The organism is Streptomyces sp. NPDC020845 (genome assembly GCF_044334165.1).
In the GTDB taxonomy this organism is placed as follows: domain Bacteria; phylum Actinomycetota; class Actinomycetes; order Streptomycetales; family Streptomycetaceae; genus Streptomyces.
This window is the reverse complement of record NZ_JBIRSJ010000002.1, coordinates 227,066-240,198: the sequence shown is the minus strand read 5'-3', so window position 1 is coordinate 240,198 and position 13,133 is coordinate 227,066. Positions and strand designations below refer to the sequence as shown.

Sequence of the window (13,133 nt, the reverse complement as noted above, 5' to 3'; positions counted from 1 at the left end):
GGCAGGATCGGGGGCGTGGCAGAGAAAGCATCGAAGAAGACCGCAGCGCCCGCGACCGCCGACCGTGCGGGAGACCGCCCCCGGCTGCTCCTACTGGATGGGCACTCCCTGGCATATCGGGCATTCTTCGCGCTGCCGGCGGAGAACTTCAACACGACCACCGGCCAGACCACCAACGCGATCTACGGCTTCACCTCGATGCTGGTGAACACGCTCCGTGATGAGCAGCCCACGCATCTGGCCGTGGCGTTCGACGTCTCGCGCAAGACCTGGCGCTCCGAGCAGTTCACCGAGTACAAGGCGAACCGCTCCAAGGCTCCCGACGAGTTCAAGGGCCAGGTCGAGCTGATCGGCGAAATGCTCGACGCGATGAGCATCACCCGCTTCGCGGTGGACGGCTTCGAGGCCGACGACATCATCGCCACCCTCGCCACCCAGGCCGAGGCCGAGGGCTTCGAGGTGCTGATCGTCACGGGCGACCGCGACTCGTTCCAGCTGGTCAGCGACCATGTCACGGTCCTCTACCCGACGAAGGGCGTCTCCGAGCTGACGCGTTTCACCCCCGCCAAGGTGGAGGAGAAGTACGGCCTCACCCCGCGGCAGTACCCGGACTTCGCCGCGCTGCGCGGCGACCCGTCGGACAACCTCCCCGGCATCCCCGGCGTCGGGGAGAAGACCGCCGCGAAGTGGATCAACCAGTTCGGCTCCTTCGCCGAGCTGGTGGAGCGGGTCGCGGAGGTCAAGGGCAAGGTCGGGGACAAGCTCCGCGAGCACCTGGAGTCCGTCAAGCTCAACCGCCGGCTGACCGAGCTGGTGCGGGATGTCGAGCTGCCCGCCGGCCCCGACGGCCTCAAGCGCATTCCGTACGACCGGCAGGCGCTGTCGGTGATCATGGACGCGCTGGAGTTCCGCCACCAGAACTTCCGGGACCGCGTCCTGGCCGTCGACCCCGGCGCCGCCGAGGAGGAGCCCGCGGCCGCGGCCCCCGGCGTCGAGGTGGACGGCGTGGTGGTCGGCCCGGGCGAGCTGGCCCCCTGGCTGGAGCGGCACGGCGCCGGGCCGCTGGGCCTGGCCACCGTCGACACCTGGGCGCTGGGCAGCGGCAGCGTCAGCCAGATCGCCCTGGCCGCCGCCTCGGGACCGGCCGTCTGCTTCGACCCGTCGGCGGTGGACGAGCCCGACGAGCGGGCCTTCGCCGGCTGGATCGCGGACCCGGACCGGCCGAAGGTGATGCACGACGCCAAGCGCGTGATGCGGGTCTTCGAGGAGCACGGCTGGACCGTGGCCGGGGTCACCATGGACACCGCGCTCGCCGCCTATCTGGTCAAGCCCGGCCGCCGCTCCTTCGCGCTGGACGCCCTGTCCGTCGAGTACCTGGGCCGCGAGCTGTCCCCGGCCGCCGCCGCGGAGAGCGGGCAGCTGGCCTTCGGCGCCGACGAGCAGGCCGAGCAGGACGCGCTGATGATCCAGGCCCGGACGATCCTGGACCTCGGCGAGGCGTTCGGCCACCGGCTCGCGGAGGTCGGCGCGGTGGAGCTGCTGCGCGATGTCGAGCTGCCCATCTCCGCGCTGCTGGCCCGCATGGAGAAGGCCGGTATCGCATCGGACCGGGAGTGGCTGGACCGCATGGAGCAGCAGTTCGCCGCGGCCGTGCAGCAGGCCGTCAAGGAGGCACACGCCGCGGTGGGCCATGAGTTCAACCTCGGCTCGCCCAAGCAGCTCCAGGAGGTGTTCTTCGGCGAGCTCGGCCTGCCCAAGACCAAGAAGACCAAGACCGGGTACACGACCGATGCGGACGCGCTGGCCTGGCTCGCCACGCAGACCGACCACGAACTGCCCGTGATCATGCTGCGCCACCGCGAGCAGGCCCGGCTCCGCTCCACCGTCGAGGGCCTGATCAAGACCATCGCCCCCGGCGGCCGTATCCACACCACCTTCAACCAGACCGTGGCGGCCACCGGCCGGCTCTCCTCCACCGACCCCAATCTGCAGAACATTCCGGTGCGCACGGACGAGGGCCGGGCCATCCGGCGCGGCTTCGTCGTCGGCGAGGGCTTCGAGTCGCTGCTGACCGCCGACTACAGCCAGATCGAGCTGCGCGTCATGGCCCATCTGTCCGAGGACGAGGGCCTGATCGAGGCGTTCACCTCCGGTGAGGACCTGCACACCACAGTCGCCTCCCAGGTGTTCGGCGTGGCCAAGTCCGAGGTCGACCCGGAGATGCGCCGCAAGATCAAGGCGATGTCGTACGGGCTGGCGTACGGGCTGTCGGCGTTCGGCCTGTCCCAGCAGCTGGGCATCACCCCGGACGAGGCCCGCAAGCTGATGGACACCTTCTTCGAGCGGTTCGGCGGGGTGCGCGACTATCTCCAGCGGGTCGTCGACGAGGCCCGGGCCACCGGCTACACGGAGACCATGCTCGGCCGCCGCCGCTATCTCCCCGACCTCAACAGCGACAACCGCCAGCGCCGCGAGATGGCCGAGCGCATGGCGCTCAACGCGCCGATTCAGGGCACCGCCGCCGACATCGTGAAGATCGCGATGCTTCGGGTGGACGAGGCGTTGACAAAGGAGAAATTGTCGTCGCGGATGCTGCTCCAGGTGCACGACGAAATCGTGGTGGAAGTCGCCCCGGGGGAGCGGGAGCAGGTGGAGGCCCTGGTGCGCCGGGAAATGGCCGGAGCCTTCCACCTCCGGGCCCCGCTCGACGTGTCCGTCGGGGCCGGAACGGACTGGGAATCGGCGGCGCATTAGGGGCTGTTTCCAGGCCCGAGAGGCTGGCCGCGAGGGGCGATACGGGCGGTACGCCCGGTAGCTGCGGCGCGGCAAGTTGTCGTAGTGTCACGAGGGTTGGCGCGGGGGAGCGCGCTCACTGCTCGACAGGGAGGGACATACGGATGGCACCGCACATCGGCCGACGACTGCGCAAGGGGGCGGCCACGACGGCGGTGGCGGCGGTCGTGATGGCCGCTCTCACCGCCTCACAGGCCCCTGGGCTCGCCAGTACGGCCCGGGACCGGCACCACGACAGCGCCGCCGGTGAGACGCCGGCCCCGCCGTCCGCCGACACCCCCATCGACGGCGGCTCGTCGTACCACACCGATCTGCCGCCCCTGCAGAAGCCCGGCAAGCCTGGCACCTCGATCGACCTGCCGGGGCTGCCGGACGACGCCGCGGCCGCCGAGGCGGGCATCCCCGCGACCGTGCTCGACGCGTACAAGAAGGCCGAGTCGGCCCTCAAGGAGTCCAAGCCCGGCTGCAACCTGCCCTGGCAGCTGCTCGCCGCCATCGGCAAGGTCGAGTCCGGCCAGGCGGGCGGCGGCCGGGTCGACGCCGAGGGCACGACGTACAAGCCCATCCTGGGCCCGGTGCTCAACGGCAACGGCTTCGCCCGGATCACCGACACCGACGGCGGCGCGTACGACGGGGACACCACCCACGACCGGGCGGTCGGGCCCATGCAGTTCATCCCGTCCACATGGGCCACCTGGGGCCGGGACGGCAACGGCGACGGCGAGAAGAACCCGAACAACATCTACGACGCCGCGCTCGCGGCCGGCGCGTATCTGTGCGCGGGCGGCCGTGATCTGTCGGTCAAGGCCGATCTGGACGAGGCGATCCTCGGGTACAACCGCTCGCGGGAGTATCTGGCCACCGTCCTGTCCTGGTTCGAGTACTACAAGAAGGGCACCCACGAGGTGCCCGACGGCACCGGCGTGCTGCCCGACCCGGACAAGAACAGCGGCGGCTCGGACGGCGGCGGCGACGGTGGCGGTGGCTCGGAGAGCCCCAGGCCGCTGCCCGACCCGACCAAGCCCGGCGGCGACCACAGCCCCACCCCCGAGCCTCCCACGACCGGCGACGGCGGGATCGAGACGCCTGCCCCCGAGACACCCTCCCCGGAGACGCCCTCCCCGGAGACGCCCGCCCCGGCCACCGTCGCCCGGCTCAAGGCCGTCGGCGCCGCGGAGCTGACCGCCACGGCGGGCGAGCAGTTCGCCGACAAGCCCCGGGTCCGCGCCGAGACCGCGGCCGGCAAGCCGGTCGCGGGCGTGTGGGTGCAGTACGAGATCCGCGGCGAGACCGACGCCCGCTTCCCCTGGAACGCGACCCGCGTCAGCCGCATGACCGGCAGCGACGGCACCGCCACCGCCCCGGTGCTGCGCGCGGGCGAGACCACCGGGTCCTTCACGGTCCGGGTCACGGTCGTCGGCCGCACCGCGACCACCACCGACATCGCCGCCACCGTCAAGGCCCGCCCCGTACCGCAGGCCGACGCGCTGGCCCGCACCGACGACAAGGACCTCAAGGCCGAGACCGGCGGCTCCTTCGCCGACGCGGTAGGCGTCAAGGCCAGCTACAAGGGCAAGGCCGCGGCCGGTGTGCCGGTGACCGCCACCATGATCGTCGACGATGCGGCGAAGGCGACGGACAAGCCCACCGAGAACGACAAGGGCCCCTACTTCAAGGACGCCAAGGGCAAGGCCGTCCGCACCCTGACCACCCTGAAGACGGACGCTACGGGGAAGTTGGTCCTCCCCAAGATCTACACCGACGACCACGCGGGCACCTTCCTGCTCCGCCTCACCACCGCCGACGGCACGACCCTGACCATCGAGCTGACCGTCACCGAGCCCGCGGCCCAGCCCACTGACGAGCCCTCGGCGGAGCCCACCGACCAGCCCACAGCCGAGCCCACATCTGCGCCCACGGCCCAGTAACCGGCCGAGGCCACCGAGCACCACCACGCACTGCCCCGCACCGCCCCTGCGCCCCCATCGGGCCCAGGGGCGGTGCGGCGTCTGCTTACGCGCTCTTGCTCCTGCGCGTTCACATCTTCGGCCCCCGTTGCTACGGTGCCCCAGCCTTGACGCACCGTCAGAGCGCCCGTACGCCGCCGCAGCAACCGGAGGCTGAGACATGCGCGCCCTCGCCGCCGCCGCGATCGGACTGGTCGCCGCCCTCGCCCTCGTCTTCACGGTGACGGCCATCGGCGTCCCCAGCGGCAAGACCTCCCCCAAACCGCTGCTCACCACCGTCCCCGAGCACCCCTGAGCCCCGAGCACCCCTGCACCCCGAGCATCCCTGAGCCCCGAGGGAGGGACATACCGCCATGCGCCGCAAAGCCAGCCTGGTGCTGCTCGCCTTCGCCGTCTTCTTCGCCGCCCTCTCGCCGCTGCTGCGCTGGTACGCCTTCCCCCGGCTGGCCAAGATCCCGCCCAGCGAGTACCAGACCGCCGTCCTCGAAGCCAAGCCCGCCGTCCTGCTCGACTACGGCACCATGCAGCCCAAAAAGGTCGCCAAGGTCAGCATCGTGCAGACGCTCCGCGGAAACGTCGAGGCGGCGAAGAAGGCCGGAAAGGCGGCCGGACGCGATGTCGTCGTCTGGGACGCCCTGTCGTATATCGCCGGGCCCGACGGCAAGATGGTCTCCAAGATCCCCGAGCGCTATGTCTTCGACGCCCACTCCCAGGACCCCGTGCACCAGGGCGGCGAACATGTCGACGGGGACGCGGTCCGCCGGGAAGGCATCGAGTACAAGTGGCCCTTCCTCACCGAGAAGCGCGACTACACCTACTTCGACGCCCAGACCAGGACCTCAGCGCCCATCCACTACGAGGGCACCCAGAACTTCCGCGGCCTGAAGGTCTACTACTTCGAGCAGACGATCCCCTGGACGAAGGTGAAGCTGCCGAAGACCATGCCGGTCGAGGGAATCACCCCCGAGACCGTCCGCAAGGCCGGCACCACCCGCTGGTACTCCACCAAGCGCATGTTCTGGGTCGACCCCACCACCGGCGCCCCCGTCAACGGGGAGGAGATCCACCGGGAGGAGCTGCGCGGCGGCACGCTGCTCGGCGGCCGCGACAAGGTGACCGTCTTCTCCGGCCATGTGAAGATGCGCGAGGACTACATCGAGCACACCGTGAAGATGGTCAAGTCCCAGCGGCAGCTGGTCCTGCTGCTCACCAGCTATCTGCCCTGGGGCTTCCTCGCCCTCGGCGCCGGGCTGCTGACGCTGTCCCTCGTACTGGAGGCCCGCAGCCGCCGCCCGGGCAGCGGCACCGAGGCCCACGACGAGTCCCCGGCCCCACAGCCGGTACCCGCCCCGGTGTAACCGGGTGAGCGGTGCTGTCGGGGTTGTCGGCGGCGCTGCCGGGACTGCCGGGACTGCTAGGACTGCCGGGTCTGTCAGCGCTGTCCGGTTGTCAGTGGGCGCCCGTACCGTACGCCCATGCCTACCACCACCTGCCTGCCCAGCCCCGAACTCGCCGACCAGCTCGTCGAACTGGCGCGCCTGGAATGGAAGCCCGGCGCCACCGAGGCCGCCGCCGAACGCTTCGGCTGGACGCCGGTGGACGACGGCGCCTGGACGGCCGCCTTCGCCACCAACACCGGGCACTACGTCGTCCCCGAATGGTTCGCCGCGCCGCCGGAGGAACAGGTCGAGGACGAAGAGTGCCATCTGCCGTTCTGCTACTACTACGAGGCCGACGACTTCGACGAGGAGCTGGCCACGGGCGGGCTCAGCGGCAATATCGACTGGCTGAAAAAGCACCACGCCGACGACCCCGAGTGGCACTTCGAACGCGACACCGGCCGCGCCCACTTCGACGCGCAGTGGCGGGCCGCCGTGGCCCTGTTCACCCAGCGGCTGGGGGAGCCGGAGATCACCGTGCGCGACGAGGAGGGCGAGTCGCCGTGGAACTACGCGGCGTGGCGCTGCGGGGGGAACGCGCTGGTGGTCGGCCAGTGCACGGACAGCGGCTCGTATATGACCTTCGAGCAGTCGCTCGTCTGGATCGCCCCGTATCCGGCCGGGCGCCCGTTTCCCGGGGCGGGCGACTTCGGCGGCCTCATCGAGTGCTGACGGGGCTTTGGGACCTCGGCGGCTCGGCGCCTCGGCGGCTCAGCGACGGGAGTTGGTACGCCGCGTCGGCTCGGCCGTCGCCGGGTCCTCCGGCCAGGGGTGCTTGGGATACCGGCCGCGCAGCTCGGCGCGCACGGACCGGTACCCCTCCCGCCAGAAGGACGCCAGATCGGCCGTGACCGCGGCGGGGCGCCCGGCCGGTGACAGCAGGTGTACGAGCAGCGGCACCCGCCCGCCCGCGATCCGGGGCGTCTCCTGCCACCCGAACAGCTCCTGCAGCTTGACCGCCAGTACGGGCTGCTCCTGGCCGTAGTCCACCCGCACCCGCGAGCCGCTGGGGACCCGTACCCGCTCGGGGGCCAACTCGTCGAAGCGCACCGCGTCCCCGGTCGCCCAGGGCAGCAACCGGGCGAGTGCTTGGCCCGCGTCCACGCGCCCCAGATCGGCCCGCCGCCGCGCCCGGTCGAGCTCCGGGCCCAGCCAGGCGTCCAGCTCCGCCAGCAGCGCCGGGTCGGACACATCCGGCCAGGGGGCGCCCAGCTCGCGGTGGAGGAAGGCCAGCCGCTGCCGCAGGGCGACGGCTTCGGCGGACCAGCGCAGCAGCCCCAGCCCCTCACCGCGCAGCCCGTCCCGCAGCGCGGCGTGCACCAGCCGCGGATCGGGCGCGGCCAGCGGCCGCGCCGCCAGCTCCACCGCCCCCAGCCGCTCCACCCGCCGCGCCACGACGTCCCCGCCGGACCAGCCCACCTCTTCCCGCCGCTCGTACAGGGCCGACGCCGCGATACGAGCCGTCTCCTCGTCCACGACGGCCGCGAGCCGCACCCGCGCCGACGCCGCCGAGACCGGCCGGTCCGCGACGGCCACGGCCAGCCACGGCGCATCCCGCAGCCGAGACCCCTCCCCGAGCTCCGCACCGGTACCGGACGCCATCAAATACGCCCGCTCCCCCCGCCGCCGTCCCACCCGCTCCGGAAACGCCAACGCGGCTACCAGCCCCACAACGGCGTCATCGCCCACCGCCCCGGCGGTGAGGGTGCCCGGCGTGGTGGCGTGGTCGGCGGCACTGGCCCGTGCCGGCCCCTGTGCGGCTGCTGCTGGTGCGGTGGCGGGGTGATCGTCAGAATCCGGCGCGGTGCCGCGTGGCGCTCCCGCACCGGCCGCGCGCCGGGCCGCGCTCGATGCCGCGGCGCCCGGCGTGGCGGGGGCGGACGCCGACCGTCGGGCTGAGCTGTCGCCGACCGCCCCCGGCGCCGCGGCGTATGCCCGATCGCGCTCGGCTGTCCGCTGCCTGGAAAGGGCCTCCGCCGCGGCGGCGGGGTGCCCTCCCGGGCCGGGCGCAGCAGGGGCCTGCGGGGCCGCCTCCGGCATGGCGACGCCAGGCGCTCCAGCGTCCGGCGCGGCGCTCGACGGCGCGGCGTGCGCCGGGCTCTTGGGGTGGTCGGTGTGGGCCGTCGTGGCCTCGCTCGCGGTGTTCGCGGGGCCGGGCTCTGCCGCCGCTGCGGCAGTGTGGCCGCCCGCCCCGGGCGCCGACGGTGTTGGCGGAGCCGGGGAGGTGGCACCGCCTGTCCCGGGGTGCGGTGTGGCTGTGCCCTGTATGGGGGTGTCCGCCGTGGTGGCGTGCGGGGCCTGAGCGCGTTGATGGCCGTTCGCGCCCCGCGCGTCGGCGCCCGGCACGGCGTCCTTCCGCGTTCCAGCGCTGGGGACGCCCGTATGCGCCGGTGCCGCACCCCCAGCCGCCTCAGCCCCGGCCTGGGCTTCGGTCCGGGCCCCGGCCCCGGCCCCCGCCTCGGCCGTCCCGCCCGCCGGGCGCCCGGCGGACCGTAGCGCGCTCTCGAGGCGTCGGGCCTCCTGGCGCCAGCGGGCGGCGTAAGCGTCCGTGCCGCGCCGGGCGGTGCGCCAGGCGGCTGCCAGGTCGTCGCCGTACTCCCTGGGCGGCTCCTCGCTGAGCAGGGCCACGGCCTCCGCCGCGCGGCGCGCGCCGACCTCTGGTGCGCCGTCCAGGAGGGCCCGTGCGAGCCGGGGATGGAGGCCCAGCCGGGCCATGCGGGTGCCCCGGTCCGTGGCCCGCCCGGCGCCGTCCACGGCGCCGATGGCGGTCAGCACCTCGCGCGCCGCGGTCAGCGCGCCGCCCGGCGGCGGGTCGAGCAGCGCGAGGCCGGAGGCGTCGGGGTCTCCCCAGCACGCCGCCTGCAGCGCGAACGCCGTCAGGTCCGCGACGCTGATCTCCGGGGACGGGAAGCGCGGCAGCCGGGCGTCCTCGGCCTCCGGCCAGCAGCGGTAGACGGTGCCCGGCGCCTCGCGCCCGGCCCGGCCGGCCCGCTGCCGGGCCGCGGCCCGTGAGGCGCGTACGGTCGTCAGCGCGCTCAGGCCACGCGCATGGTCCATCCGCGGCTCGCGCGCCAGCCCGCAGTCCACGACGATCCGTACGCCCGGGACGGTCAGGCTCGACTCGGCGACCGAGGTCGCCAGGACCACCCGCCGCCGTCGCCCCGTCGGCCCCGCGCCCGCGAGCACCGCGTCCTGCGCGGCCGCCGGGGCGCGCCCGTGCACCTGCAGCACCTCCGCGTCGGCGCCGCCGAGCAGCCCCGCGACCCGCGCGATCTCCCCGACGCCCGGCAGGAAGCACAGCACGTCCCCCTCCCGCTCGCGCAGTGCCCGCCGCACCACTCCCGCGACGTGGTCGAGGAGGGCGAGGTCCACCCGCATCCCGTGCGGCGGGCGGATGGGGCGCGCGGGCGGCGCCCACACCACCTCCACCGGATGGGACACGCCCTCGGCGGACACGACCGGCGCCGGCTCGCCGTCCGCGCCCAGCAGCCGGGCCCAGCCCTCCGCGTCCGTGGTCGCGGACGCGGCGATCAGCCAGAGGTCGGGCCGCAGGGTGGCCCGTACGTCCAGCAGGAAGGCTGCGGCCGTATCGGCGTCCAGGTGCCGTTCGTGGCATTCGTCGAGCACCACCGCGTCGACCCCGGCGAGCTCGGGGTCGCGCTGCAGCCGCTGCAGCAGCACACCCGTGGTGACCACCTCCACGACGGTCTCGCGGCTCACCCGCCGCTCCCCGCGCACCGTGAATCCGACCCGGCCGCCCGTCGCGTCCTCGCCCAGCAGCCACGCCATCCGCCGCGCGGCGGCCCGCGCCGCGATCCGCCGCGGCTCGGCGACCAGCACCCGCCGGGCGGGCCCGCCGTCCGCCGCCCCGGCGAGCGCCAGGGGCACCAGCGTCGTCTTGCCGGTCCCGGGCGGGGCGCACAGCACCGCCGCGCCCCGGTCGTCGAGCGCGCGCCGCAGGGCGGGCACGGCGTCGCGTACGGGAAGCGCTTCGAGCGCGTCGGTGCGGGGCGTACGGCGGACGGTCATCTGGTCATCCTGTCAGCCGGAGGGGAGCCGGAGCGGAGGGGAACGGAGCGGAGCAGAGGGGGCGCGGCCCGCCGCGCGCCCTCTGCTCCGTCCCTCAGCCCCGCTCGCACACGAAGATCGCCGTCCCCGGGATCAGATTCCCGCGCAGCGGTGACCAGCCGCCCCATTCCTGGTCGTTCCAGTCGGGCCATTCCGGCTCGACGAGGTCGAGCAGCCTGAAGCCCCCCGCCACCACGTCCCGCACCCGGTCGCTCAGCGTCCGGTGGTGCTCCACATAGACGGCACGCCCCGTCTCGTCCTGCTCGACGTACGGCGTGCGGTCGAAGTAGGAGGCGGCGACGCTCAGCCCCTCGGGGCCGGGCTCGTCCGGGAACGCCCACCGTATGGGGTGCGTCACCGAGAACACCCACCGCGCACCCGGCCGCAGCACCCGGTGGACCTCGCGCATCACCCGCACCGGGTCGGCGACGAAGGGGATCGCCCCGTACGCCGAGCAGGCGAGGTCGAAGGAGGCGTCCCGGAAGGGGAGCGCCGTGGCGTCGGCCTGGACGAGCGCGATCGGCCCCAGGCCGGTCGTACGCGCTTCGGTATCGATCCTCAGCGCATGCCGCAGCTGGCGATGCGAGATGTCGAGCGCCACCGGCCGCGCCCCCTGGGCCGCCAGCCAGCGCGAGCACTGTGCCGCGCCCGCCCCGACCTCCAGGACGTCCAGCCCCTTGAGGCCGTCAGCCGGACCGAGCAGCCCGGCCTCGGCCTCGTCGAGCCCTTCGGGGCCCCAGATGAAGCGGTCGTCGCCCAGGAAGCCGCCGTGCTCCTCCTGGTACTCGTCCGCGTTGCGGTCCCACCAGCCGCGGCTGGCCCGGCTGGACTCCGCGTCGTCGGCGATCCGCCGGGTGGCTGTGGGCTCCTCCTCGGGCTCGCCGGCTAGGGGAGTCGGGAGATCTCCGGTGGCGCCAGGCGCACCGGGCTCGTCGGTTGCACGGGGCATGTGTTCTTGGACCATCGGGCGCGTCGTCGTACTCTCTGTATCGACCTGTGGCTGTGGGGAACGGCTGGACTCCGCGTCGCAGCACGGACCGTGCGACTTGCCGGGCTTGGGGCGAAATGTCCCGCGTGTGCTCTTCGTGCATTGACCATGCCCGGCTGCCCCCGTATGCTACAAGTTGCGCTGCGGGCCTGCGCGCCTCAGACGGAGCAGGTCGCGCTCGCATCTGTTGTATGTCCCTCGGTCACCGAGGCGCTTTTCGATCCCTCGGGAAGAGATCAACGCCTCCGAGGCTGTCCGGCTTCTGCAGTGCGATAACGGGTCCCCGGCGTAGCAGTACCTACGACTTCATGTCCGTAACCGGAGCCCTTTCCCACATGACGAGCAGCACCGAGGCAACCCGCACCACCCCGCAGGTGGCGGTAAACGACATCGGTTCCGAGGAAGCCTTCCTCGCCGCGATCGACGAGACGATCAAGTACTTCAACGACGGCGACATCGTCGACGGCGTCATCGTGAAGGTCGACCGGGACGAGGTCCTGCTCGACATCGGTTACAAGACCGAAGGCGTCATCCCTTCTCGCGAGCTTTCGATTAAGCACGACGTCGACCCGAACGAGGTCGTGGCGGTCGGCGACGAGATCGAGGCCCTTGTCCTCCAGAAGGAGGACAAGGAAGGCCGCCTCATCCTGTCCAAGAAGCGCGCTCAGTACGAGCGTGCCTGGGGCACGATCGAGAAGATCAAGGAAGAGGACGGCATCGTCACCGGTACCGTCATCGAGGTCGTCAAGGGTGGTCTCATCCTCGACATCGGCCTCCGTGGCTTCCTCCCCGCCTCCCTGGTGGAGATGCGCCGCGTCCGCGACCTTCAGCCCTACGTGGGCAAGGAGCTCGAGGCCAAGATCATCGAGCTGGACAAGAACCGCAACAACGTGGTCCTGTCCCGCCGTGCCTGGCTGGAGCAGACCCAGAGCGAGGTCCGCCAGACCTTCCTCACCACCCTCCAGAAGGGCCAGGTGCGCTCCGGCGTCGTCTCGTCCATCGTCAACTTCGGTGCCTTCGTGGACCTGGGTGGCGTCGACGGTCTGGTCCACGTCTCCGAGCTCTCCTGGAAGCACATCGACCACCCGTCCGAGGTCGTCGAGGTCGGCCAGGAGGTCACGGTCGAGGTCCTGGACGTCGACATGGACCGCGAGCGCGTGTCCCTGTCGCTCAAGGCGACCCAGGAAGACCCGTGGCAGCAGTTCGCCCGGACCCACCAGATCGGCCAGGTCGTCCCGGGTAAGGTCACCAAGCTGGTGCCGTTCGGTGCGTTCGTCCGCGTGGACGAGGGCATCGAGGGCCTGGTCCACATCTCCGAGCTGGCCGAGCGCCACGTGGAGATCCCGGAGCAGGTCGTCCAGGTCAACGACGAGATCTTCGTCAAGGTCATCGACATCGACCTCGAGCGCCGCCGCATCAGCCTCTCGCTGAAGCAGGCCAACGAGGCCTTCGGTGCCGACCCGTCCGTGGTCGAGTTCGACCCGACCCTGTACGGCATGGCCGCGTCCTACGACGACCAGGGCAACTACATCTACCCCGAGGGCTTCGACCCCGAGACCAACGACTGGCTCGAGGGCTTCGAGACCCAGCGCGAGGCCTGGGAGACCCAGTACGCCGAGGCGCAGCAGCGCTTCGAGCAGCACCAGGCGCAGGTCATCAAGTCGCGCGAGGCGGACGAGCAGGCCGCTGCCGAGGCGGGCGGCGCTGCCCCGGCGCAGGGTGGCCAGGCGTCCGGCGGTTCGTACTCCTCGGAGTCGGCCGACAACTCCGGCGCCCTGGCGTCGGACGAGGCGCTGGCCGCGCTCCGCGAGAAGCTGGCCGGCGGCCAGAGCTGAGCTCGGCTGACCGGCTGAACGGTCGCTGACCGACGTAAGGCCC

Annotated in this window: 8 protein-coding genes; 6 read left to right on the top strand and 2 right to left on the bottom strand. The window is 72.6% G+C overall.

Annotated features, from left to right (window positions below; all coding sequences use genetic code 11):
* Window positions 1–15 precede the first annotated feature (15 nt).
* The 5 genes from polA (at window position 16) to ACH4U7_RS04960 (ending at window position 6,871) form a co-directional block, all read left to right on the top strand.
* Window positions 16–2,754 carry a DNA polymerase I gene (gene polA, locus ACH4U7_RS04980; RefSeq protein ID WP_398526628.1) on the top strand — a complete coding sequence of 913 codons (2,739 nt, stop codon included), beginning with the start codon at window positions 16–18 and terminating at the stop codon, window positions 2,752–2,754.
* Window positions 2,755–2,897: 143 nt separating this feature from the next.
* Window positions 2,898–4,721 carry a lytic transglycosylase gene (locus tag ACH4U7_RS04975; RefSeq protein ID WP_398526627.1) on the top strand — a complete coding sequence of 608 codons (1,824 nt, stop codon included), beginning with the start codon at window positions 2,898–2,900 and terminating at the stop codon, window positions 4,719–4,721.
* Between the two features lie 199 nt (window positions 4,722–4,920).
* Window positions 4,921–5,055 carry an SPW_0924 family protein gene (locus tag ACH4U7_RS04970; RefSeq protein WP_385615112.1) on the top strand — a complete coding sequence of 45 codons (135 nt, stop codon included), beginning with the start codon at window positions 4,921–4,923 and terminating at the stop codon, window positions 5,053–5,055.
* 58 nt (window positions 5,056–5,113) lie between these two features.
* Entirely contained in the window at window positions 5,114–6,118 is a 1,005-nt protein-coding gene (locus ACH4U7_RS04965; RefSeq protein WP_398526626.1) for a DUF3068 domain-containing protein, read from the top strand.
* Window positions 6,119–6,235: 117 nt separating this feature from the next.
* The gene (locus ACH4U7_RS04960) at window positions 6,236–6,871 is read left to right on the top strand and encodes a hypothetical protein (RefSeq protein WP_398526625.1); all 636 of its coding nucleotides are present in this window, start codon (window positions 6,236–6,238) and stop codon (window positions 6,869–6,871) included.
* 39 nt (window positions 6,872–6,910) lie between these two features.
* On the opposite strand, the gene ACH4U7_RS04955 is transcribed toward ACH4U7_RS04960, so the two are convergent.
* Window positions 6,911–10,228, bottom strand: coding sequence for an ATP-dependent helicase C-terminal domain-containing protein (locus ACH4U7_RS04955; protein WP_398526624.1), 3,318 nt, complete (start codon window positions 10,226–10,228; stop codon window positions 6,911–6,913).
* Between the two features lie 94 nt (window positions 10,229–10,322).
* Window positions 10,323–11,231, bottom strand: coding sequence for a class I SAM-dependent methyltransferase (locus ACH4U7_RS04950; protein ID WP_398526623.1), 909 nt, complete (start codon window positions 11,229–11,231; stop codon window positions 10,323–10,325).
* Between the two features lie 359 nt (window positions 11,232–11,590).
* On the opposite strand from ACH4U7_RS04950, the gene rpsA reads away from it, so the two are divergent.
* Window positions 11,591–13,090, top strand: coding sequence for a 30S ribosomal protein S1 (rpsA, locus tag ACH4U7_RS04945; RefSeq protein ID WP_385615123.1), 1,500 nt, complete (start codon window positions 11,591–11,593; stop codon window positions 13,088–13,090).
* Window positions 13,091–13,133: the final 43 nt, after the last annotated feature.